This is a genomic window from Pseudomonas sp. GW822-FHT03F04, from assembly GCF_058801405.1.
This window is the reverse complement of sequence record NZ_JBXANF010000008.1, coordinates 18,256-40,594: the sequence shown is the minus strand read 5'-3', so window position 1 is coordinate 40,594 and position 22,339 is coordinate 18,256. Positions and strand designations below refer to the sequence as shown.

Here is a 22,339-nt window from a genome sequence, read left to right as displayed (position 1 = left end):
GGCTCAGGTCGCCGTTGCTGTGACGGAGGGGCGGGAAGGTTTGCGCAGCGCATCCAGACGCGAGCCGCTGTAGCGGGTTTCGCGGTAGAAACGCCAGCGGGCGAACAGGGTGTAGACGTTCATGATCCGGCCCTGTTCTGTGTAGCCCATGCGCAGGTGCAGCTTGAGCGCCGGGATGTTGTGGAACTCGCAGACGTCCACGACCTTGTCGCAGCCCAGGGCGGCCATGGCTTTCCACAGTTCCAGTTGCAGGTCCACCGACAGTTCGGTGCCCCAATAGGAACGGGTCAGTTCGCCGCCGAATTCGAAGAACTCACCGGGTTTCACCGGGAACAGGCAGCCGTAGTAATGGCGGTCGAAATAGTCCCGGGCGCTACCCCAGATGAAGGCCACCGCATCGCCGTGATCGTCGAGGTGCATGTGCCCGGTGTGACCTTCGTTGGCCAGCTCCGCCATGGTCCCGACACGGTCGCCAAAGTAACGGGCGAAGGCACCGGCGTTGTCCGGCGTGATCTTCACCACCCGCAGCGGCGGGTAAGGCTTGAGGCTGTGGGGCGGCACCGGGCTGACCAGGTCGCGCTCCATCCACAGCAGTTCCTGATGGGAAAAGAAATAGTGCTTCCACACCTTGGCCAACGTGGCACGCAGGCCTTTCTGTTTAATTTGCTCGCTGATTTTTTGCAGAATGCTCATGGTCGTTGCTCCTGATGACGAGTCATCGCGCGGCACAGGCCTGCGCGGCGGAACATCAACGGACGGTTCATCAAGCGTTCCAGCTCAGAGAAAACAGGGTTTGCCCCGGCAGCTCGAAACGCACACGACCGTCCTGGCAGCGGAAGGGCGCGTCGCGGCTGCGGTTGTCGGCGCCGAAGTAGCGCAGGGCGCCGTTGTTCAACGGGCACTTGGCCCCCGCCAGATCGACACGCTGCAACCGCGTGCCCTTGTTGACGCCCAACAACCCGCGCTGATCGTCGCCGGCCATCGCCAGCACATCGACTTCGAATGCATCGTTTTCCAGCCACAACACGTTGTGCAGCCAGTGCTGCTGGATGAACTGCTGGGCCAGGCCCACCGGTTTCAGTTCGAAGTGTTGTTCATCCGCCGAGACGCGCAACATGCCTTTGGGGTATTCCGGTTCATCGGCGGCCTGGAACCAGTTGAGCATCGTCAGCAAGCCGTCCTGGGAGGCGTTGATCACCACCGAGGCCCACCACAGCGAGGTGTAATGGGTTTCCTGATCGTAGGGGCTCAGGCTTGAGCCGCTGGAGAGATTGGTCTGATCCAGCAGCAAGGCCTTGCGCGGCTGACCCTTGGCGTCGAGGCCGACCAGATCGGCGGCGCGGCGCACGCTGTCGCGATAGATGCGGGTGGCGAGCAGGTCGCGGATCATCCATTCGTGCCATGCCAGTGCATCGACTTGATCGGCGGATTCGCCCAGCAGGCGCCGGGCCCAGTCGATGCCGCGTTTGCTCGCCGCGTTGTCGGCGAACGGGCCGTTGACCAGCCGCGAACTGGCCGGCATCGCAATGCGCACGCCGGCCCTGGCATTGGCCGGATCGCTGCGTACCTGGCGGGCCATGCTGGTGAAGATCGAACGGTATTGCTCGTAGCTTGAATAGTTGAGATTGGGCTCGTCGGCAAAGCCGATGTAGTGCGTGCCTTTGCCGCCAAGCAGTCGCGTGCTCGCGAGCCAGGCGTCGAGGCCGTTGTTGCTTTGCACATCGGCGCGCAGGTCAGCCTGGCGCTGGCTGCCGGCGAGCAGGGTGATGTCCTGGCGGATGCCGAAACGGTCCTGATAGACCTGACGAAACGCATCTTCGAACTGCGGTTTTTTCGCCGTCACATCGACAAAGCTGTAGTAACTGGCGGCCGTCGGTTTCAACGCATCGAGCGCCGCATGACTGGCGGGCGGCGGCATCACGTAGGGCAGGGCGATGCCCAGGTCCGGCGTGCGGCCGAGGACTTTGTCGTGCAGGGTCAGGCGGGTCTGGCCATCGTCTTCGCGCAGCGGTTTGAGCTGCTGCGGATTCTGCGCGAACAGATTGGCCGTGCCATCGAGCCAGAACGCCGCTTTGCCGCTGCCTTGCAGACGCAGGCGCCAGACTTGTTCGCGATCGCTGACCGGCAGCGCGACCTGATCGAATTGCCAATAGGCGCGATACGGTTTGAGCGCCAGCGACAGTTGTTGGCCGTCGCCGACCCGCTGCGCTTGCAGGGCGCTGACGCCACCGTGGAACTTGCCCGCGAGCACCGCGTGTTCACCCGGTGCAATATTGAAAAACAGCTCATCGCCGTCACGGGTCTCAGCGCTGAAATGCACCTTGGCCGGGGAGAACAGCGCCACGGTGTTTTCGTCGTGTTCGACCCGGTAATTGCGGAAGCTGTAGCCGGGGATTTCCAGTTGATAACTCGCCGCGCCCGGCGCCAACGGCCAGCTCTGGCTGCCACGGGTTTCGCTGGCCTTGATGAAGCGGTCGCCCTGCAATTGGCCCTGGCCGTCGAGCAGGTACAGGTGCTCTTCGTTGGCGTCCGCCTGCCACGCCGGCGCCCAGCGCACGGTCACGGTGTCGGGGCGATCCGCTTGCAGGTACAGGCTGCCGTCGCGAATGTCGCCCCAGCGCATCGACGCCGCGAAGGCGTCCAGCGACAGACCGAGTCCGAGCAGCAGGGCCAGGCTTTTCATGCGGATTTCCGTTGTAAAAAGCGACGCTGCAACATCAGCCACATCGGCGTGATGTCAGCGGGCAGGATGATCAAGGTTTGCCAGAACGGCACGCCGCTCAACCGGCAGTACAACACCAGCATCGCCACGGTCACCGCCAGATAGGCAATCGACGAGGCCGCTGCCGCGCCGACGATACCGTACGCCGGGATCATCACCAGGTTCAGGGCCAGGTTGAGCAGGGCACCGAGGCCCATCAGTAGCGACACCGTGCCGGGGCGATTCTTGCCCAGCAGGTCGAGCCGCAGAATGCTCGCGTAGCACAGGCCCAACAGGCCCGGCAGCAACGCCAGCAGCGCCGGATACGCCGGTTGGTAGGCGACGCCGAACAACGTGACGATCAGCCATTCACCGATCACGGCCATGGTCAGGCAGGCGCCGAGCATCACCGTGGCCGTCAGGCGCAGCGCCAGCGGGGTGACTTTGTCCATGCCTTCGTCCTGTTGCAGCAGGCGTTTCATCAGCGGGGTGGTCACCGCTTCCGGGACGATCAGCAGCAGTTCGGCGGCGGCGCTGGCCATCGCGTAATGACCGAGTGCAGTACTGCCGAGCAGGGCGCCGATGAACAGATAGTCGGAACGCAGAATCACTTGTTGGAACAGCAAGTCCGGATGGCTGCGGGCGCTGTAGCGCAGCAGTTCGTTCTGGCTGGCGCGGTCCCATTGCAGCTGCAACGGTTGTGCGCGCTTGAGCCAGACCCAACCGGCCAGCACCACCAGGCTGATCCCGGCCAGCCAACTGATCAGCGCGGCTTCCAGTGCCGCTTCCTTCCACATCCAGAACAATGCGAGAAACAGCAACAGCGGCGCCAGGGATTCCACCAGACGCAGGGCGTTGAACGCGACCACGCCGCCGGATGCATTGTGCAACGTCAGCAAACCGCTCTTGAGTACGGTCAACGGCACCGCCAGCAGCAACAGCCACGCCAGCAGGCCGAGTTGCACGGTTACGTCCAGTTCACTGCCGAACTCGCGCACCAGCGCCACCACCAGCAAGGTCAACAACCCCGCCAGCAGACAACCGAAGACCAGCACCTGGGCCAGCAGCAAACCCATCGGCCGCTGCTTGGCGGCCTGATAGCCGACCGCAGAATTCAAGCCGCCACTGGTGGCCGCGCTGATCAGATCGGGCAGGGTGCTGAGCAGGGCGAACAGCCCGCGCTCACTGGGGCCGAGGATTCGCGCCAGCAACACATTCCTCAGCAGGCGCAGAGCGATCATCGCCAGCTTGGTGCCCATGCTCAGCGCCAGGTGCTTGAGGTAACTGCCTCGACTCATGGTCGCGCCCCGCGAAAGATCCGCCACGACAGCAGTTCCGGGTTGCGCGCAGTGCGCTGGCTGACCCCGAAGCGCGGCAGGTTCAGCGGATCACCCGCGCCGCGATAGATCCCGGTGCCGGTGCCGAGGGCGAACGGATAATCGTGGTTGGCAATCTGTTCGCGCACCCGTGCGTCGTTGTCGCCGTTGGGGTAGCAATACACCGGCAGTGGACGATTGCAGCCATTGTGCAGGGCATCGCGGCTGCGGCTGATTTCTTCGCTCAGGCGCACGTCGTCAAGTTGGGTCAGGATCGTGTGACTGGCGCCGTGAGGACCGAAACGCACCAGCCCCGAAGCTTCCATCGCGCGCACCTGATGCCAGTCCAGCGCCTGGGGCTGCGACTCTGGCGGGCATTCGTCGGTCAGGCGTTCGAGCATCAAAGGGTCAGAACTCTTCAAACCTTGCAGGTAGTGCAGCAACGTCAGGCTGCGACGATCCACATCGATGTCGTCCATCAGCACCGGCAGCGGGTGGTGAATCGCCTGTAAGCAGTCGATCAGGTGCATGCGCGGTTTTTCACCGTGGCTGCCCCACAGGGTTTCTCCGATGCTTTCCCACCAGAAGCGCTGGCGGCTGCCGATGAAGTCGGTGGAGAGGAAAATGCTCGCCGGCACCTGATGTTTCTGCAGCAGCGGGAAGGCGTTGGCGGCGTTGTCGCGCCAGCCGTCATCGAAGGTCAGCGCCACTTGCGGGCGTTCGCTGCGCAGGGCGTTGGGCTGGAGGATTTCCATCAGCGGCACGCAATCGAAATGCTTGCGCAGCCACACCAGCAGATGCTCGAAGGCTTTCGGCCCGACGCACAGTTCGTTGCGATGCGGCAGGTCGGCGGCGCGGTCGTTGGACAACACCCGGTGCAACATCAGGATCACCCCGGCGCCGTGCAACTGGTTTCGCCCCACGGACGAGTTGAGATAGAGCCAGCCACTGGTGCGTTTTATCAGTTGTTTGATCGCCATGGCTTGAGCCCTCTCAACGGTTTTGGTCAGGGTTCCACTGGGCGTAACGCTGGCCGCGCAGGAACTGCCACAGGCCGATGCTCATGCCGGCCAGTGTCACCAGCAGGAATGCCGCAAGGCGGAACGGTTTGGGTAAGCGGTGTTGCGAATCCAGCAGGCCGGCAATCGCGATGCCGTACCCAAGCAGTTGCGCGATCAGGCTCAGGCGATAGAAACCGTGGTCGTCCCACAGCCAGAAATTGCTCAGCAGCAACGGCAGCAAAAGAATCGGTGCCAGACGCCGGATCAGTTTGTGGCTGATCAACGCAATCGAATACAGCCCGTGCTTGAGCGGATTGAGCAGTTCGCTGCGCTGGGCCAGGCTTTGCAGGCCGCCGACGGTGACCCGCTGACGCCGACGGAACTGTTTGTCCGCTTCATCGACGCCGTGGTCGATCACTTGCGCTTCAGGCACGTAAACGATGCGTTTGAACTTCACCGGGGCGCAGGTGCTGATGAAGAAGTCGTCGTTGACCTCCGCCGGCACGTCCTCGAACAGTTCCCGGCGCAGGGCGAGCAACGCGCCATCGGCGGAGACCATGCAACCGGTGCGGTTCTCGACCCGCCGCAGCCAGCCTTCGTAATGCCGGTACAGGCTGTCGCCGACGCTCAAGCCGCCGCCGGTGACCGGGATCACCATGTGCCCGGCGCAGGCGCCGACCTGCGGATCGCTCAAAGGCGCGAGCAGGTAGCCGAGGGTTTCCCGCGACCATTGGTTGTCGGCGTCGGTGAACACCAGAATGTCCCCCGTGGCCAGCGCCGCGCCGGCATTGAGCGTCGCGGCTTTGCCCTGACGCGGCAGGTCGAGCACGGTGATTCGCGGGTCGACGACATTGTGCGCGCACGCCACGGTGTCGTCGGTGGAGCCGTCGCTGGCGAGGATGATTTGCAGGGTGGCCGGCTGATAATCCTGGGACAGCAGCGAACGCAGCTTGTGTTCGATATGCCGCGCCTCGTTGTGCGCGGCGATCACGATGCTGATGTTCAGCGGCGGCGCCGGGCTGTGACGCCACGCCGGGAACAGCGGCGCCAGCAGCGTCAGCAGCAACGGGTAGCCGACATAGGCGTACACCGGCAGCAGCAGGCACATCCAGAAAATGAACTCAGCCACGGGCAGGCCTCCTGGCATTCCAATGACACAGACTGAGAATGAACGCCGCACCCGCCAGGTGCAGGCGTACCCAATGCAGCCCCCACAGTTGCAGGGTCAGGCCGAGGTCATGCTGTTGGCGACTCTGACGGATGCTGAGTACCAGCGCCGGTATCGTGGTCAGTGTCACCATGACGGCGGCGTGATGGGGGAAACCGTTGAGCAGCGCGGAAATCGCCAGCAGATCCAGCAGCCACGCGGCCAGCGACAGCAATGGAAAACGCAGCAGTCGCAGGCTGAACCCGTGAGTGCGCAGCAGTTGCAGGTGACTGCCCTGGCGCCACATTTCCTTGCCCATCCATTCGCGCCAGTTCATCTCGTAGCCCCAGTGCAGGGCCACGCTTTCGTTGACCGACAGCAGCCGCGCCCCCTGTTCGCGCTGGCGCAGGGTGAACTCTTTGTCTTCGCCGGTGCGCAGGGTTTCGTTGAACCCGCCGACCTTGTCGAACCAGCGCCGACGCATCAGCAGGTTGGCACTGGGCAGCCAGTCCACGGCATGGGCGGCGTGGGAGATCGGCCGTTGGGTACGGCGTTGCCAGGCCACGGCGTACCACGGCGCGGCGGCAGGGGTGTGCAGGTCCAGCCCAAACACGTCGGCGTGGTTTTCGGCTTCGAGGGCGAACAGCCCGGTCAGCCAGTCTTCGGGCATTTCGATGTCGGCGTCGATGAACGCCAGCCATTCGCCGGTGGCGATGGCGGTACCGCGATTGCGCAAGGCGCCGATCAACACGCCTGGCACGACCAGCACTTGCGCACCGAACTGGCGAGCGATCTGAGGGCCGTCATCGCTGGAACCGTTATCGACCACGATCAGTTCACACTCGACATCGGCCGCGTGCGCGGCTTTTTGCGCAGCCAGCAGGGTACGGCCGATGTGGCGGCCCTCGTTGTACATCGGGATGACAACACTGATCCGGCTCATGCCCGGGCCTCCGTCAACGGTGCTTGCTCGGCTTTCAGGCGCAGGACACTGGTCAGCGCGAGCATGATCCACACGTACTTCTGATTCGGTGCACTGAGAAACATCAGGAACAGCGTCAGCGACAGGAAGCTCACGCCGAGGTGAGTCATCAAGTCCGCTTGATTCCAGTCCCGTCGCTGCATCCAGGCGCGACGGGCGCGGATCAGGTTGTACAGGCCCAGGCCGAGCATGCCGACAAACAGCAGGCCGGCGGGAACCCCCAGTTCGCTGAAGATTTCCAGGTAGGTGTTGTGGGCGCGGCGGTACAGGTCGCCGATCTTGCGGTTGGCGGAGAATGCCTTGGCGTAACCGGTGGTGGCGTAGTGCAGCGGGAAGGTGCCGGGGCCGGAACCGAGCAGCGGATTCTCGCGGATCATCTGGCTGCCGACCACGATGTACGAGGCACGGCGACCGAGGGATTCGTCATCGTGGCCACGGGCACCGGCGCTCAGTACGCTCAACGACTGGATGCGCGCGATGTAGCCGGCGGGCATCGCATAGATTGCCAGTGGAATCACGATCGCCAGGCCGAGCATCGCGAAGCCGAGGTGACGCGGACGAATCCGCGACAGTTGCGCGCGGTAGTGCCAGCAACCGATCACCAGACTCAACGCCAGTACCACCAGCCCGGAACGGGATTCGGTCTTGGTCATGCCGCCGAGCAACAGCAGGCAGCACGCGCCCCAGAACAGCCGGTGCAGCAGGTTCGGGCCGCGAATCACCAGCAACAGACCCAGCGGCACGGCGAACGCGATCAGTAGGGCGAAGGCGTTCGGGTCTTCGAGCAGGCCGGCGGCGCGGCCCTGATCCTGGAATTTGGTCGAGAACATCGCCATGGCGCAAGTGGCGCTGACGCTCAGGGTCACCAGCCGGGCGAACAGGTCGAGGTTCAGCTCACGGCCGATCAGCAAGGTGATGACGAACAGAATCAGGCCGACGCTGAGTTCACGCAGATGACCCAGCGACATACCCATGTCATCGGTGTTGAGCAGGCTCAGGAAGTACAGGACCATGAACCAGATCAGGTAACGCCAGATGTTGCTGCGCAGGCGTTCCGAAGGAATCTGGTGCATCGCCAGTTGCAGCATCAGGATCACCGCCAGCGACGCGCCGATGAGCTTGCTGCCCGACAGCGAACTGTCCTTGAAGAAACCCTCGAACGGCACCAGTGCGGCGATGCCGAGCAGCCCCCAGGTCGGCTTGCGGTAAAGCACCGCGAACCCCACCAGACCGAGCACCGCGCCCGGCGCCAGATAGGGCCATGGGCTGGCCAGCAAAGCGATGCAGACCAGACCCAGCAGACTGACGATCGAGAGCGGGAAAATCATGCGCGTGCCTCCCGTGCCGTGCGGATGTACAACTGCGACCAGCGCTCGGCCAGGGCCTTGAGGTCGTAGCGGTCCTGTTGTGTGCGTTTGGCGTTGTCGCGCAGTTTGCGCGCCAGCGCGGGTTGGCTCAGCAGCGTGTCGAGCTGGCGGGCGAGGGCGCTGCTGTCGGCCGGCGCGGCCAGCAGGCCGTTGTGCCGGTCTTCCAGCACATCGGGAATTCCGCCGACCGCGAACGCCACCACCGGCACCCCGGTCTGCATGGCCTCCAGCAGAATCATCGGCGTGCCCTCGGTGCGCGAGCTGATCACCAGCGCGTCGAGTTGCTGCCACCAGTGGCGCATATCGGTCTGATAACCCGGCAGACGAATGCGCTGTTGCAGCCCGGCGGCGTCGATCCGCGCCTGAAGTGCCTCGCGCTCCGGGCCGTCACCGAGCATCACCGCGTCGAGTTGCGGATGTTGATGACACAGTGGGATCAGTGCATCGAGAAACAGGTCCGGACCTTTTTCGCTGCTCAGTCGTCCGACGTACCCGGCGAGCCAGCGCTGATGATCGACCTCCGGCATCCGTTCAGCGACCGCCGCCGGCAGACCGTTGGGGATCACTTGCAGCTTTTCCGCACGGACACTGGCCTGGCGGTGCAGCACCGCGATGCTTTCGGCCACGCACACCACCCTATCCACCGACGCGGTGCGGCACAGTTGCAGGCTCAGCCAGGTGTAGAACTTCTGCTTGCGGCTGCGCGGGGTGAAGCCGTGTTGGGTGATCACCAGCGGCAGGCGCAACAGCGAGGCGCCAACCCAGCCGAACAGCAGGCCTTTGAAATTGTGGGTGTTGATCAACGGACGTTCCGCCCGGCGCTGACGCAGATGCCCGAGCAATGCGCCGAGCCCGGCGCAACCTTGGGCATCGACGCCCGCCGCGCGAAAGCGCTCGATCAGTTCCGGCGGCGCATCGAGAAACAGCACCTGATGCTGCCCCGGTGTCGCCAGGCAATGATCCAGCAACATCCGCTCGGCCCCATAGAAGCCGCCACTGCTGAGCAAATGAATGATCGGCAGGGCGGCGTTCGGGGAGGACGGGGTGCTCAATTGCGCACCCAGTGCACGAAGCTTGGCACGGTCCAGTTCTTGTGCGGATTACCCGGCTGAGTGCTCTGGTCGTTGATCACCAGCAGCACCGGCAGGCCCAGCTCGTGGCTGATTTGCGCCGGGTGTTTGAAGCGGTGATCGAAGAACTCACGCACGTAGACCAAGGCAATCGCCAGCAACAGACCGGTGAACAGGCCGAACGGAATGATCAGCAGCGGTTTGGGGAACGCCGCTTCGGTCGGTTCGAACGGTGGGCTCAGGACCCGGGCGTTGGACAGGTCGTCGTTCAGCGAGCGAGTGGTGCTGCTTTCGGCAAAACGCTGGGCGTAGGTCGAGAACGCGGCGTGCAGGGCGTCGATTTCGGTGTCCATCTGCCGCAGCTTGCTCTGGGTCTGCTGCAACTCGTGGATCCGTGCCTTGAACTCGGCGATGCGCGCGGTTTTCTGATCGATTACCTGCTGAACCACGGCCAGGTCGTTGGTGCGCTCCTGAATGCGGTTGCTCACTACTTTGAGGAACTGCTGACGGGTGCGGGCGATCTGCTCCCGGGTCAACAACATCGGCTCGCTGCCAGGCTGGAACACCGCCAGATCGTTCATGTAGCGACTGACCTGGGTGGTCAGTTGCTCGCCCAGCTGTTTGATCTCCCGGTCCTCGAACGCCACGTTGTCGACGGTGGTGGTGAAGGTGTAGGGGAAGGTGTAGTCGTTGAGCTTGTTGTTGCTGGCGGCAGCCAGGCTGGTTTTCAGGTACTCCAGCCAGCGTTGGCTTTGCAGCAGGCGGTCCTGATACAGGTTCAGTGCCTGCTCTTCAGTGTTGATCGCGTTCAGGCGGAAGGTGATTTCTTCCTTCGGATCGGACGCGCCGACACTTTCGAGCAAGGCTTGCCGGTTGCCTTCCAGACCATCGAGACGCACCTGGTACAGGTGTTTTTTCGATTCGTAGAACGACTGCGGCAAATCGATCGATTGCAGCGCCTGACGGCTCACCAGATAGTTTTGCAGCAGGGCTGAAACGAACGTCGTGCCTTGATGCGGATCGGGAAAGCTGTAGACGATCGAGATCACGTTGGAGCCGGGCAGGGTCTCGATCTTCAGGCTGTCGATGGCCTGTTGCGTCAGCGCATCGAGGGCGGTGTCGCGCACCGGATCGGTTTCAAGGCCCAGCACGTTGCGCAGCGGGTTGATCAGGTACTGACGCAGCGGCGAGGTGATGTAGCGCTTGAACGGCTCGCCAATCAGCCGGGCGAAGACGCCGGGCGACGGGGTGTATTCACCCTTGTCCCGCAGTTCGCTGATGGTCTGACGGATCAGCGCCGGCGAGCGCAGGATGTTGCTCTCGGTTTCCATGTCCGCCAGCGACGGCGGGATGAACGTGGCGTTGTCCACGGTCAGTGACGTGGTGGCGTCGCCCTGGGAGAGTTTTTTCGACTGCACGATCACCTGGGCGGTGATATCGAAGCTCTGTTTGAGCACCAGCGGCAGCACCAGCGCGATCACTGCAAAGATCAGGAAGACACGCTTCACCAGTTGCTTGTTGGCGAAGAAGATCCTGAAGAACTCATGCAGGTAGTTTTCCTTTGGATTCATGTCAGGTCACCCGAGAGTCAGTTGTTGTTGCTGCCTTTGTTGTCGACGCGATAGCCGAAGCTGAAACCCACGCCCTGGAACAGCACTACATCGGCCAGTTGCCTTGCGAGTTCGCCGGCGCTGGCCAGTTTGGTTTTCGGCACGTAGAGCATGTCGTCCGGTTGCAGGTAGGCGATCTGCGAAGCATCGCCGGACAGCGCCTTCTCGACGTCGTAACGCACGGCCTGCACCTGATTGCCGTTGCGGCGCATGATCACCACGGAATCCAGGCGCGCCTTGACGTTGGTGCCACGGGCCAGGGTCAGCGCTTCAAGCACCGAGACCGGCCGACGGATCGGGTAGGAGCCGGGCTGGCCGACTTCACCCAGCACGTAGATCTCGTTGCCGGCGGTGGACTTGAGCAGCACGTCCACGGTCATCCGTCCCGGCAGTTGCGCGTAGCGTTTGTTGAGGAAGGTTTCCAGTTGATTGACGGTCATGCCTTGCAGCGGCACGGCGCCGATTTCCGGGAAGCTCGCGTAGCCGTCGGTGCCCACGGTGATCTCGCGGCTCATGCCGGTGGCCGGGTGGTTGAGGGCGCTTTTCAGGTTCTGCTCGTTGGTCAGCGGGCTGATGATCTGCACGGTCAGTTGATTGCGATTGGGCTGGAACAGCTGCTTGCGTTGGTAGGCACGCTGGATTTCCTGGCGCGCTTCGTCGCTGGTCAGCCCGGCGATTTTCACCGAGGTGTTGGCGCCCGGCAGTTCGATGGTGCCGTCCGGCAGCACCAGCTGATTGCCGTTGAGCTGGCTGGCGGCGGTGAAGTTCAGACCGATCTGGTCACCCGATTGCACGCGGTAGGCGTCCGAACCGCTGGTGCTGATGTGGAAGATCACATCCAGCACATCCTGCGGGCGCAAGGTCTGTTCGACCTTGGGCATGTCGGTGGCCTGGGCGTTGGCCGGCGGGGCGGTGAGGATATTCACCGGCATGCTCTGGGTTTCCGAGTTGCTGGAGCAACCTGCAAGCGGCAGCATCAGCAGAACCAGTATCTTGGCGTTCATGGCGTCATCCCTCGCGTTTGCTTACAGGTTTTTGTAGAGCCATTTGGGCATGTAGTACTTGCGCCGGTTGAACACGCTGCCCACCACTTTCGCCCCGGCCTGGGTCAGCCGTTGCACCGCGGCCTGGGCGACTTCCCAGCGGGTGTCCTCGGCACGCACCACGAACACCACCCCGTCGACCTGCGTGCTGATGACCAGGGTGTCGGCGGCCGAATACACCGCATCGCCGTCGATCACCACGAAGCGGTACTGGCTCCCCAACTGATCGAGCAACGGGCTCAGGCGCTCGGCGGTCAGGTGTTCCATGGTGCGGATTGGCCGGCCGTTGGGCAGCACGTGGAACGGCAGGCTCGACACCTGCACCACGCAGTCCTGCAACAGCGGCGGGCTATCCGGGTTGAACAGCAAGTCGCGCAGACCGCGCTCCTTGCTCAGGCTCAGTTGCTGGGTGAGGTTACCGGCCGACTGGCTGGCATCGACGTAGAGCACCAGACCGCTGCTCATTTGTGCCAGTTGACTGGCCAGGGCCAGTGCGCTGGTGGTCGTGCCGGCGCCGGGGTTGGCGGCGGTCAGGAACAGGATCCGCAGATCCAGATCCAGCACGGTCGAGGTCAGGTTCGACTCGCTGGGGCTGGCAATGCTCAGGCTTTTGTTGGTTGAACCGTCCATTAGCTTGCTCCGTGGCCGCTGAATACTTTGAAAGGGGTTTTCAACAGAATCTTCAGATCAAGCAAAAGGCTCTGCTCGGCGATGTAGCTGAGGTCCAACTCAACGCGCTGGTCGAAGTCGATGTTGCTGCGTCCGGAGATCTGCCACAGGCCGGTCATGCCGGGGTAGATCGCCAGGCGCGCGAGGTGACTGTCCTTGTAGCGGTAGGCGTTGAACGAAGTCGGACGAGGGCCGACCAGGCGCATGTCGCCGGTCACCACGTTGATCAGGTTGGGCAGTTCGTCGAGGCTGGTGCGCCGCAGGAAACCGCCGATCCGGGTGATGCGCGGGTCCTTGTCGATCTTGAAATCGATGGCATCGGCACCGTGCTTGTTGAGGTGGCGCAGCGATTCTTTCAGCTCTTCGGCGTTGGCGACCATGGTGCGGAACTTGAACATGCCGAACTTGCGGCCGCGGTAGCCGGTGCGTTTCTGCACGAACATCACCGGGCCTTTGCTGGTGAACTTGATGGCGAGCGCCAGACCGATCAACAGCGGGGAAATCATCACCAGAATGACCAGCGCGCCGAAGCACGCCACCACGCGATTGGTGCGGGACAGTTGCCATGGTCGACCGCCTTCGCGACCGGTTACCCAGCCCTGGCCCTGGCGGTGGATCGCCGCGTCGAGGCGCATTCGCTGTTCGGGATCCATGCGTTTGTCTCGAACCAATTGTTGGATCGGTACACCTTTCTCATGTCCAGTCATGCAGTCCTCCGCTGAGGTCAGCCGCGAGCGGCGCGTGGGCGATAGGCAGTGGGGTAGTAGTCGCGATACCAGGCGATGAAACGCCCCAGTCCTTCATCCAGCTCGATCCGGGGCTGGAACCCGGTGGCCTGGGCCAGATCATCGGTGTCGGCACAGGTGTTGAGCACGTCGCCCGGTTGCAGGGGCAAGAGCTCGACCACGGCTTTCTGACCGAGGTGCTTTTCCATCAGCGCCAGGTAGGTTTTCAGTTCCACCGGGTGGTGGCCGCCAATGTTGAACAGGCACCACGGGGCCATGCTGCTGCCCGCGTCGGGGTGCTCGCGGTCCCACTCCGGATGGTTGTGTGGCGGGTGGTCGGTGAGGCGCGCGATGCTTTCGACGATGTCGTCGATGTAGGTGAAATCACGCTGGTGCCGACCGTAGTTGAACAGCTTCAGTGGCGTGCCTTCGGTGATGGCCCGGGCGAACTGGATCGGCGACATGTCGGGCCGGCCCCAGGGCCCGTACACCGTGAAAAAGCGCAGCCCGGTGCAAGGAATCCCGAACAGGTGGCTGTAACTGTGAGCCATCAGCTCGTTGGCTTTCTTGGTCGCGGCGTACAGCGACAGCGGGTGATTGACGCCGTCGTGCACCGAGTACGGGATGTGCTGGTTGGCGCCATACACCGAACTCGACGAGGCATAGATCAAGTGTTCAACCGGGTGATGCCGGCAGCACTCCAGAATGTTCAGGAAGCCACTGAGGTTGCTGTCCATGTAGGCCCGTGGATTTTCCAGCGAGTAACGCACCCCGGCCTGCGCCGCGAGGTGGATCACCACTTGCGGGCATTCACGGACGAAGAGGGCGTCGACGGCGGCGGCATCGGCCAGGTCAACCCGGGCGATCTGGAAATCACCGACCTGATCGCGCACCCATTGCACGCGATCCAGTTTGAGCTGCGGGTCGTAGTAGCCGTTGAAGTTGTCGAGGCCAACCACCTGATGCCCGTCGCGCAACAGTCGCAACGCGCAATGGGCACCAATGAACCCGGCCGCACCGGTGACGAGGATTTTCATGGGCGCAACCCGTCGGGCGAAATGTGTCGCAGACCGATGCCGCTGTAGTGCAGGCCGGCGGCCGCCACTTGTTCCGGGTTGTAGAGGTTGCGTCCGTCGATGATCACTTTGGAGCGCAGCTTGTCGGCCAGCAGCTCGAAATCCACCACGCGGAAATTCTTCCACTCGGTGCAGATCACCAGCGCATCGGCGTCTTCCAGGGTGTCGTCACGGGTGGCGCACAGGTGCAGGTCATCGCGGTAGCCGTAAATGCGCCGGCACTCGGACATCGCTTCCGGATCGTAGGCCTGGACGCTGGCGCCCTCGGCCCACAGCGCATCCATCAGATAGCGGCTGGGGGCTTCGCGCATGTCATCGGTATTTGGCTTGAACGCCAGGCCCCAGACGGCAATGGATTTGCCGGCCAGACCTTGCGGGAATTGCGCCTTGAGTTTGCTGAACAGGATGTGCCGCTGGGTGTCGTTGACGTCGGTGACACTGCGCAGCAGTTTCAGCGGCATGCCGTTGTGCTCGGCGGTGTGCAGCAGGGCGCGCAGATCCTTGGGAAAGCACGAGCCACCGAAGCCGCAGCCGGGGTAGATGAAGTGATAGCCGATGCGCGGGTCGGAACCGATGCCCTTGCGCACCGCTTCGATGTCGGCGCCCAGCAGCTCGGTGAGATTGGCCAGCTCGTTCATGAAGCTGATGCGGGTGGCGAGCATCGCATTGGCCGCGTACTTGGTCAGCTCGGCGCTGCGGTTGTCCATGAACATCAGTTTTTCGTGGTTGCGGCAGAACGGCGCGTACAACTCGCTCATCTGCGCCCGTGCTTCATCGTCCTGAGTGCCGACGATGATCCGGTCGGGGCGCATGCAGTCGGCGAGGGCGCTGCCCTCCTTGAGGAATTCGGGGTTGGACACGATCCGCACGTTCAGGCCGCTTTTGCCGCGCCGGTGCAATTCGTCACTGGCGGTTTTCAGCACCTGGTCCGCCGTGCCGACCGGCACCGTGGATTTGATGATCAGCGTGCGATCGGCCTCCATGAAGCTTGCGATCTGCCGCGCCACGTTGAGCACGTGACTCAGGTCGGCGGAACCGTCTTCGTCGGCCGGGGTGCCCACCGCGATGAAGATCAACTCGGCGTGTTCTACGGCATCGCTGGCCTGGGTGGTGAACAGCAGGCGCCCGGCCTTGATGTTTTCTTCCAAAGTTGCCGATAGACCCGGTTCACTGATCGGCGGAACTGCCTGTTGCAGTTGTTTAATCTTGTTCGGGTCAATATCGACGCACAACACACGATGTCCGACATCGGCGAGTGCCGCAGCTTGAATCAGGCCAACATAGCCCGTACCAAATACGCTCACGTCCATATTGGCGTGCCTCGTAAGACGGTGGAGGAAGATCGAATTGGAACTGTCAAAAGGGGTATAGCGCAGCGTTGGCAAACCATGTCAGCAAAATGACATGTTGCATGTGTATAACACCCCCATTTTTGGGGGCGATTGGCCATCAAGTACTTGCTATATCTGGATTTGTCCCGTCCTTGACATGTTTTTCACATTTCAAAGAAAACGATAAACGGTCGTAGGCCACAAAATACAAGGCCTGTAACGACTTGGGTGTGTCAGTTTTGAGTCAATGTTTTTTTGACGCTTTTGGCCAAAGTCCGACAGTTCTTGCGCTTTGATGGCCCGCTGCTAGTGTCAGAAAATGGCCGACAAGCGATTGACCAAGCCCCGTCGCAAGCGCCCCGGAATCGCCATGTTTCGATATTTGAAAGAACTGCTTTTAATTATTTATCTACTGCTTTATTCCGAATATTACCTTGAGCGTTTAAACGCCATGGGTATCGGCCCGGCAGTACTTCTTTTTGGCGCGATGTTTTTGGCGCTGACTTTCGCATTATTACTAACGGCCTATATACGTCAGACGTTCATTCGGCACTTGTTCGCATTAACGATGTTTATTTCGGCGGTGTTTTTTGATGTGTATACCCGGGTCACCGCCGATTACCTGACGTACAGCAGCTTCGTCTCGCTGGTGTATTCCGGCGGTTTCATTCAGGAAGCGGCCTACCAGTACCGGGACGCGATCGTCCACGGGGCGCTCAATGGCCTGCTGCTGTTGGTCGGCATCGGTCTCAAGCCACGGCATTCGATCCCCGTGCCAAATGCCTGGCGGATCGCGGCGCCGTTGTGCGGCGTGCTGCTGCTCAGCGCGGTGTTGTTCATGCGGGCAGGGGAGGGCGCGCGCGGATTGCCGATCATGTACACGCCGCTGGCCTACCTCAACCTGTTCGGCTATGAGGCGCTGCACAACACCGTCGGCCCGCGTGAGCCGGTGACCCTGGCGCGCAACGGGCCTGCGGTGAGCCACGACATCGTGCTGATCATCGACGAAAGCATTTCCGGCAATTACCTGGACATCAACGCGCCGTTCGGTGTGCACAGCAACCTCAAGCAGGTGCCTGCGGGCGTCGACATTTTCAACTACGGCTATGCGGCGTCCATCGCCAATTGCAGTGCCGACACCAACGTCACCCTGCGCTACGGCGGCACCCGCGCCGATTACATGCGCATCAACACCACGTTGCCGTCGATCTGGCAGTACGCCAAAAAGGCCGGCCTGCGCACCGTCTACATCGACGCCCAGCGTACCGGCGGCAACCTGCAGAACCTGATGACCGACACCGAGAAAAAGGACATCGACGAATTCGTGCAATTCGACCAGACCAGCGTCCGTGACCGCGACATGGCCGCCGCTGCCAAACTGATCGAGTTGCTCAACGACGACAAACCGGAGCTGGTGGTGATCAACAAGGTCGGCGCGCATTTCCCGGTGCACGACAAATACCCCGATGCGTTCATGGCCTACCGCCCGACCTTGCCGCGCGGCCAGTTCACGGAAGTCGCCGACACCGGCAAGCGCGACGGTTTCAACGGCCAGCCCGATGACTGGGTGCTGTACCGCAACGCCTACAAGAACACGGTGCTGTGGAATGTCGGCGAGTTTTTCTCGCGGGTGTTTGCCCAGGCCAACCTGAACAACGCGCTGCTGATCTACACCTCGGATCACGGTCAGGATCTGCATGAGCGCGGTAATCCTGGGCTCAACACCCATTGCGGCGGCGACCCGGTGGAGGAAGAGGGATTGGTGCCGCTGGTGGTGATTCAGGGCGATCAATTGCACACGCTCGACTGGTCGGCCCAACTGGCGGCGAACAAGGATCGCTCCAGTCACTACAACATCTTCCCGACCCTGTTGCAGTTGATGGGCTATGACCTCGCGGGGATCGAGTCGGTCTACGGCAAACCGCTGAGCGTGCCGACGGCGGATGATTTCACCTTCAACTACCGCTTCAATGCGCGGTTGGGGGCCAAGCCCGAGTGGAAACACATCGACCTGAACAGCATCGTCACGCCGGGAGAGGCGCCGACCAGCGTTGCAGCCGGACAGTAACCCGGCGCCATCCGCTATCCTTGCCCCACACGGATCGATCGGATGGCGGCATGCTGCAGGTTCAAAACGTCTTCAAAAGCTATCTCACCCCTCAAGGCCCGTTGCCCGTGTTGCAAGGCATCGACCTGACGCTCAAACCCGGCAGCAGTCTGGCGCTGATGGGCGAGTCGGGCAGCGGCAAAAGCACGCTGCTGCATCTGATCGCCGGTCTGGATAAAGTCGACAGCGGCAGCATCCGCAGCGGCGAACATCGACTCGACGCCATGAACGAGGCGCAACTGGCCAACTGGCGCCGCACGGAAATCGGTCTGGTGTTCCAGCAGTACAACCTGATTGGCAGCCTGCGGATCGAGGACAACCTGGCATTTCAGGCGCGGCTCGCCGGGCGGCATGACCCGCGCTGGCAGAACCATCTGGTGCAGCGTCTGGGGCTGGGCGATCTGCTCAAGCGTTATCCCGAACAACTCTCCGGCGGTCAGCAGCAACGGGTCGCGCTCGGCCGGGCATTGGCGTCGCGGCCCAAGCTGTTGCTGGCGGATGAACCCACCGGCAGCCTCGATGAGGCGACCAGCGACGAGGTACTGCGTCTGTTGCTGGAATTGCTCGACGACACACCGACCACCTTGCTGATGGTCACTCACAGTCAGCGCGTGGCGGCGCGACTGGCGGAGCGGGTGGTGTTGTCCAGCGGTCGACTGACGTGAGGGTTTTTCGGCAAACGTTGATCGCGTTGCTCAGTCACTGGCGGCGGCATCCGGTGCAGTTTTTCAGCGTGCTGACCGGACTGTGGCTGGCCACCAGCCTGTTGACCGGTGTCGAAGCGCTCAACAGTCAGGCGCGGGACAGTTACGCCCGCGCCAGCCAGATGATTGGCGGCGAACCCCAGGCCAGCCTGAGCACGCCGAATGGCGCGACGTTTTCCCAGCAATGGTTTGTCGATCTGCGCCGTCAGGGCTGGCCGGTATCGCCGGTGCTGCAAGGCCGGTTGATCCTCAAGGGGCACGAATCCCAGCGCCTGCAATTGATGGGCATCGAGCCGGTGTCCCTGCCGGCCGACAGCGCGGTGGCGGGGCAGGCGATGCCGATCGAACGCATCGTCGATTTCTTCAGCCCGCCGGGCAGCACCTGGATTTCTCCCGAGACCTTGCAGGCGTTGAACCTGGTCGAGGGTGCAACAGCGCAAACCGAAACCGGCCAGACGTTGCCGCCGTTGCGGGCGCAAACGGACATGGCTCCCGGTGTGCTGTTGGTAGACATTGGCGTCGCTCAGCGTGTGCTTGAACAACCCGATCAATTGTCGCGGCTGCTGTTGCCCAAGGATTTTCACGCCGACATGCCGGCGGCGTTCAAAGGCCAGTTGCAGCTCAAGAGCAGCGGTGAAGAAAACAATCTGGCGCGGCTGACCGAAAGCTTTCACCTCAACCTCGATGCGCTGGGATTTCTCTCGTTTGTCGTCGGGCTGTTCATCGTCCATGCCGCCATCGGCCTCGCACTGGAACAGCGCCGTGGGCTGTTGCGCACGTTGCGCGCCTGCGGTGTCAGCGCGCGGATGCTGATCGCTTGCCTGATCGTCGAACTCGGTGCACTGGCGTTGATCGGCGGCCTGTTCGGCGTCGTCAGCGGTTACTGGCTGGCGAGCGTGCTGTTGCCGGATGTCGCCGCCAGCCTGCGCGGGTTGTACGGCGCGGAAGTGGCGGGGCAGTTGCGCCTGAGTTCGTGGTGGTGGTTCAGCGGTATCGGCTTGAGCCTGCTCGGCGCGTTGCTGGCCGGGGCCAACAGTCTGCTGCGGGCCGCGCGTCTGCCGTTGCTGGCGGTGGCCGATCCGCAAGCCTGGCATGAACAGCATGCGCGCTGGTTGCGCCGGCAGGGCTGGGTCGCCGGGGTGTTTGCCGCGATTGCGTCGATCGCGCTGCTGTTGGGCAACAGTCTGGCCAGTGGTTTTGTGTTGATGGCGGGGTTGCTGCTCGGCGCGGCGCTGGCGTTGCCGGTGGTGCTCAGTGCGCTGTTGAACGGCTTGCTCGTGCGCAGTCGTTCGGTGCTGGGGCAGTGGTTTCTCGCCGATTGCCGACAGCAATTGCCGGCGCTGAGTCTGGCGCTGATGGCGTTGCTGTTGGCGATGGCGGCAAACATCGGCGCCGGCAGCATGACCGCCGGTTTCCGCCAGACCTTCAACGACTGGCTCGAACAACGCCTCACTGCCGAGCTCTATCTGAACCCGAACAATCCGGCACAGGCGCGCGAACTCTACAGCTGGCTGAAACAGCAACCGAGCGTCGCGGCGGTCCTGCCCAACTGGCAGGTTTCGGTGACGCTGCAAGGCTGGCCGACGGAGGTGTTCGGCATCATTGATCATCCGCACTACCGCCAGCACTGGCCGCTGCTCGAAGCCCGGGGCGACGATCCGTGGGCGGCGCTGGCCACGGACGATGCGGTGATGCTCAGCGAACAACTCGCCCGCCGGCTCAAGGTTCGGCCGGGCGATCACCTGACGATTCCCACGCCGGGCCTGCCGTGGTCGCCGCGCATCGTCGGGATCTACGCCGACTACGGCAATCCCAAGGGGCATGTGCTGGTCAACAGCAATCACCTGTTGCGCAGTTGGCCGCAACTGACGCCAAACCGTTTCAACCTGCGTATCGATCCGTCGAAAATGCCCGCACTGCTGAGCGCCTTGCAGGCGCGTTTCCAGCTCGACGACAGCCGCATCGTCGATCAGGCGCGGCTCAAGGGCTGGTCGGTGCAGGTTTTTGAGCGAACCTTCGCCGCGACGGCCGCGCTCAACAGCCTGACGCTCGCCGTCGCCGGGGTGGCGCTGTTCATCAGCCTGCTGACCCAGAGCCAGAGCCGCCTCGGCCAACTGGCGCCGCTGTGGGCCCTGGGGGTGACGCGACGGCAATTGATGCTGCTCAATCTCGGTCAGACCTGGTTGCTCGCGGTGCTGACGCTGGTGCTGGCATTGCCGTTGGGCATCGGGTTGGCGTGGTGTCTGGATGCGGTGATCAACGTCCAGGCCTTTGGCTGGCGTCTGCCGTTGCGGGTGTTTCCGTGGCAGTTGTTGCAACTGACCGGGCTGGCCTTGCTGGCGACGTTGCTGGCCTCGGCGTGGCCGATGTATTCGCTGTACCGCACGCAACCGGCGGACTTGTTGAGGACGTTTGCCCATGAGGATTAGCTTCGTCGTGGTGTTTCTGGCGTTGTTGCTCAGTGGTTGCGACAACCCGGCACCGGAGCAGAAAGGCTTCGCCGGGATGGGCGCCCAGGCGCAGGCCTTCACACCGGTGGTGCTGGGGCGGGTGTTCAGCTTTCCGGCGGATCACGGCGCCCATGACGGTTTTCGCATCGAGTGGTGGTATGTGACGGCCAATCTCAAGGATGCCCAGGGCAATGATTTCGGCGTGCAGTGGACGTTGTTTCGTAGCGCATTGAACGCCTCGCCGGAACAACCGGGCTGGGCCAACCAAACGATCTGGCTTGGCCATGCGGCGGTGACGTCGGCCAGCGTCCACCACGCCGCCGAACGTTACGCCCGTGGCGGCGTCGGGCAGGCCGGGGTGCGTGCGGCGCCGTTCGAGGCGTGGATCGATGACTGGCGTTTCGTCAGTCAGGCGAGCGATCCGTTGGGCGACATGCAGCTCAGCGCAAAGGACAAAAACTTCAGCTACCAACTGCACCTGACCTCCAGCCGCCCGCTGGTGCTGCAAGGCGATCACGGCTTCAGTCAGAAATCCGAACAGGGCCAGGCGTCGTATTACTACAGCCAGCCGTTTTTCCAGGCCAGCGGCACCCTGCAAATCGACGGCAACACCTACGCCGTCAACGGCCCGGCCTGGCTCGACCGCGAATGGAGCAGCCAACCGCTGACCGCCAACCAGACCGGTTGGGACTGGTTCTCCCTGCATCTGGACGACGGCGCGCACGTCATGCTCTACCGCATGCGCCAGAAGGAAGGCGCGCCGTACTTGACCGGCACCTGGATTGCCGCCGATGGCCAGACCGAAACGCTGCACGCCGAGCAGATCAAACTGACCCCGCAGGACACCGCGAAGGTTGCTGGACGTTCGATGCCGGTGCGCTGGTCGATCGGGATTCCGGAAAAGAATCTGCAAATCACCCTCGATGCAATCAATCCCGGCGCCTGGATGGGGCTGCGCATCCCTTATTGGGAAGGGCCGGTGCGGTTGAGCGGCAGTCAGGGCGGGCAGGGTTATCTGGAGATGACCGGGTACTGATTCG

18 protein-coding genes are annotated in these 22,339 nt (G+C 62.8%); 4 read left to right on the top strand and 14 right to left on the bottom strand.

What is annotated here, in order from left to right:
* Positions 1-3 precede the first annotated feature (3 nt).
* The 14 genes from AC1RMX_RS19545 to AC1RMX_RS19480 form a co-directional block, all read right to left on the bottom strand.
* Complete coding sequence (locus tag AC1RMX_RS19545) at positions 4-693, bottom strand: N-acetyltransferase (protein WP_493072772.1); 690 nt, start codon at positions 691-693, stop codon at positions 4-6.
* 70 nt (positions 694-763) lie between these two features.
* Positions 764-2,683 carry a hypothetical protein gene (locus AC1RMX_RS19540; RefSeq protein WP_493072771.1) on the bottom strand — a complete coding sequence of 640 codons (1,920 nt, stop codon included), beginning with the start codon at positions 2,681-2,683 and terminating at the stop codon, positions 764-766.
* Positions 2,680-3,999, bottom strand: coding sequence for a lipopolysaccharide biosynthesis protein (locus AC1RMX_RS19535; protein WP_493072770.1), 1,320 nt, complete (start codon positions 3,997-3,999; stop codon positions 2,680-2,682). The genes AC1RMX_RS19540 and AC1RMX_RS19535 overlap by 4 nt, the downstream gene beginning before the upstream one ends.
* Positions 3,996-4,997 carry a polysaccharide deacetylase family protein gene (locus AC1RMX_RS19530; protein WP_096821345.1) on the bottom strand — a complete coding sequence of 334 codons (1,002 nt, stop codon included), beginning with the start codon at positions 4,995-4,997 and terminating at the stop codon, positions 3,996-3,998. The genes AC1RMX_RS19535 and AC1RMX_RS19530 overlap by 4 nt, the downstream gene beginning before the upstream one ends.
* A gap of 13 nt (positions 4,998-5,010) precedes the next feature.
* Positions 5,011-6,147 carry a glycosyltransferase gene (locus AC1RMX_RS19525; protein ID WP_493072769.1) on the bottom strand — a complete coding sequence of 379 codons (1,137 nt, stop codon included), beginning with the start codon at positions 6,145-6,147 and terminating at the stop codon, positions 5,011-5,013.
* Entirely contained in the window at positions 6,140-7,108 is a 969-nt protein-coding gene (locus AC1RMX_RS19520; protein WP_493072768.1) for a glycosyltransferase, read from the bottom strand. Before AC1RMX_RS19520 ends, AC1RMX_RS19525 begins: the two co-directional genes overlap by 8 nt.
* Positions 7,105-8,475: an O-antigen ligase family protein gene (locus tag AC1RMX_RS19515; protein ID WP_493072767.1), complete on the bottom strand. Its 1,371-nt coding sequence runs from the start codon at positions 8,473-8,475 to the stop codon at positions 7,105-7,107. The genes AC1RMX_RS19520 and AC1RMX_RS19515 overlap by 4 nt, the downstream gene beginning before the upstream one ends.
* Positions 8,472-9,566 carry a glycosyltransferase family 4 protein gene (locus AC1RMX_RS19510; RefSeq protein WP_102622403.1) on the bottom strand — a complete coding sequence of 365 codons (1,095 nt, stop codon included), beginning with the start codon at positions 9,564-9,566 and terminating at the stop codon, positions 8,472-8,474. The genes AC1RMX_RS19515 and AC1RMX_RS19510 overlap by 4 nt, the downstream gene beginning before the upstream one ends.
* Complete coding sequence (locus AC1RMX_RS19505) at positions 9,563-11,155, bottom strand: GumC family protein (protein ID WP_096821350.1); 1,593 nt, start codon at positions 11,153-11,155, stop codon at positions 9,563-9,565. The genes AC1RMX_RS19510 and AC1RMX_RS19505 overlap by 4 nt, the downstream gene beginning before the upstream one ends.
* Positions 11,156-11,172: 17 nt before the next feature.
* Positions 11,173-12,198 (bottom strand): polysaccharide biosynthesis/export family protein, encoded by a 1,026-nt coding sequence (locus AC1RMX_RS19500; protein WP_096821351.1) that lies wholly within the window; start codon positions 12,196-12,198, stop codon positions 11,173-11,175.
* Positions 12,199-12,219: 21 nt separating this feature from the next.
* Positions 12,220-12,867 carry a CpsD/CapB family tyrosine-protein kinase gene (locus AC1RMX_RS19495; RefSeq protein ID WP_096821352.1) on the bottom strand — a complete coding sequence of 216 codons (648 nt, stop codon included), beginning with the start codon at positions 12,865-12,867 and terminating at the stop codon, positions 12,220-12,222.
* Positions 12,867-13,613: a sugar transferase gene (locus AC1RMX_RS19490; RefSeq protein WP_096821353.1), complete on the bottom strand. Its 747-nt coding sequence runs from the start codon at positions 13,611-13,613 to the stop codon at positions 12,867-12,869. The genes AC1RMX_RS19495 and AC1RMX_RS19490 overlap by 1 nt, the downstream gene beginning before the upstream one ends.
* A gap of 17 nt (positions 13,614-13,630) precedes the next feature.
* Complete coding sequence (locus tag AC1RMX_RS19485) at positions 13,631-14,668, bottom strand: NAD-dependent epimerase (RefSeq protein ID WP_096821354.1); 1,038 nt, start codon at positions 14,666-14,668, stop codon at positions 13,631-13,633.
* The gene (locus tag AC1RMX_RS19480; protein ID WP_096821355.1) at positions 14,665-16,017 is read right to left on the bottom strand and encodes a UDP-glucose dehydrogenase family protein; all 1,353 of its coding nucleotides are present in this window, start codon (positions 16,015-16,017) and stop codon (positions 14,665-14,667) included. Before AC1RMX_RS19480 ends, AC1RMX_RS19485 begins: the two co-directional genes overlap by 4 nt.
* Positions 16,018-16,408: 391 nt before the next feature.
* On the opposite strand from AC1RMX_RS19480, the gene AC1RMX_RS19475 reads away from it, so the two are divergent.
* Genes AC1RMX_RS19475 through AC1RMX_RS19460 form a run of 4 tightly spaced genes read left to right on the top strand, consistent with a single transcriptional unit; the run spans position 16,409 to position 22,335 of the window.
* The gene (locus AC1RMX_RS19475; RefSeq protein ID WP_493072766.1) at positions 16,409-18,106 is read left to right on the top strand and encodes a sulfatase-like hydrolase/transferase; all 1,698 of its coding nucleotides are present in this window, start codon (positions 16,409-16,411) and stop codon (positions 18,104-18,106) included.
* A 50-nt stretch (positions 18,107-18,156) separates the two neighbouring features.
* Positions 18,157-18,810, top strand: coding sequence for an ABC transporter ATP-binding protein (locus AC1RMX_RS19470; protein ID WP_192560371.1), 654 nt, complete (start codon positions 18,157-18,159; stop codon positions 18,808-18,810).
* The gene (locus AC1RMX_RS19465; protein WP_096821358.1) at positions 18,807-21,278 is read left to right on the top strand and encodes an ABC transporter permease; all 2,472 of its coding nucleotides are present in this window, start codon (positions 18,807-18,809) and stop codon (positions 21,276-21,278) included. Before AC1RMX_RS19470 ends, AC1RMX_RS19465 begins: the two co-directional genes overlap by 4 nt.
* Positions 21,268-22,335, top strand: coding sequence for a lipocalin-like domain-containing protein (locus AC1RMX_RS19460; RefSeq protein ID WP_493072765.1), 1,068 nt, complete (start codon positions 21,268-21,270; stop codon positions 22,333-22,335). Before AC1RMX_RS19465 ends, AC1RMX_RS19460 begins: the two co-directional genes overlap by 11 nt.
* The last annotated feature ends 4 nt before the right edge of the window (positions 22,336-22,339 follow it).

What these genes read in the sequence shown, in the direction of transcription:
- AC1RMX_RS19545 (WP_493072772.1), bottom strand. Translation starts at nt 693, where the DNA reads ATGAGCATTCTGCAAAAAATCAGCGAGCAAATTAAACAGAAAGGCCTG.
- AC1RMX_RS19540 (WP_493072771.1), bottom strand. Translation starts at nt 2,683, where the DNA reads ATGAAAAGCCTGGCCCTGCTGCTCGGACTCGGTCTGTCGCTGGACGCC.
- AC1RMX_RS19535 (WP_493072770.1), bottom strand. Translation starts at nt 3,999, where the DNA reads ATGAGTCGAGGCAGTTACCTCAAGCACCTGGCGCTGAGCATGGGCACC.
- AC1RMX_RS19530 (WP_096821345.1), bottom strand. Translation starts at nt 4,997, where the DNA reads ATGGCGATCAAACAACTGATAAAACGCACCAGTGGCTGGCTCTATCTC.
- AC1RMX_RS19520 (WP_493072768.1), bottom strand. Translation starts at nt 7,108, where the DNA reads ATGAGCCGGATCAGTGTTGTCATCCCGATGTACAACGAGGGCCGCCAC.
- AC1RMX_RS19515 (WP_493072767.1), bottom strand. Translation starts at nt 8,475, where the DNA reads ATGATTTTCCCGCTCTCGATCGTCAGTCTGCTGGGTCTGGTCTGCATC.
- AC1RMX_RS19505 (WP_096821350.1), bottom strand. Translation starts at nt 11,155, where the DNA reads ATGAATCCAAAGGAAAACTACCTGCATGAGTTCTTCAGGATCTTCTTC.
- AC1RMX_RS19500 (WP_096821351.1), bottom strand. Translation starts at nt 12,198, where the DNA reads ATGAACGCCAAGATACTGGTTCTGCTGATGCTGCCGCTTGCAGGTTGC.
- AC1RMX_RS19495 (WP_096821352.1), bottom strand. Translation starts at nt 12,867, where the DNA reads ATGGACGGTTCAACCAACAAAAGCCTGAGCATTGCCAGCCCCAGCGAG.
- AC1RMX_RS19490 (WP_096821353.1), bottom strand. Translation starts at nt 13,613, where the DNA reads ATGACTGGACATGAGAAAGGTGTACCGATCCAACAATTGGTTCGAGAC.
- AC1RMX_RS19485 (WP_096821354.1), bottom strand. Translation starts at nt 14,668, where the DNA reads ATGAAAATCCTCGTCACCGGTGCGGCCGGGTTCATTGGTGCCCATTGC.
- AC1RMX_RS19480 (WP_096821355.1), bottom strand. Translation starts at nt 16,017, where the DNA reads ATGGACGTGAGCGTATTTGGTACGGGCTATGTTGGCCTGATTCAAGCT.
- AC1RMX_RS19475 (WP_493072766.1), top strand. Translation starts at nt 16,409, where the DNA reads ATGTTTCGATATTTGAAAGAACTGCTTTTAATTATTTATCTACTGCTT.
- AC1RMX_RS19470 (WP_192560371.1), top strand. Translation starts at nt 18,157, where the DNA reads ATGCTGCAGGTTCAAAACGTCTTCAAAAGCTATCTCACCCCTCAAGGC.
- AC1RMX_RS19460 (WP_493072765.1), top strand. Translation starts at nt 21,268, where the DNA reads ATGAGGATTAGCTTCGTCGTGGTGTTTCTGGCGTTGTTGCTCAGTGGT.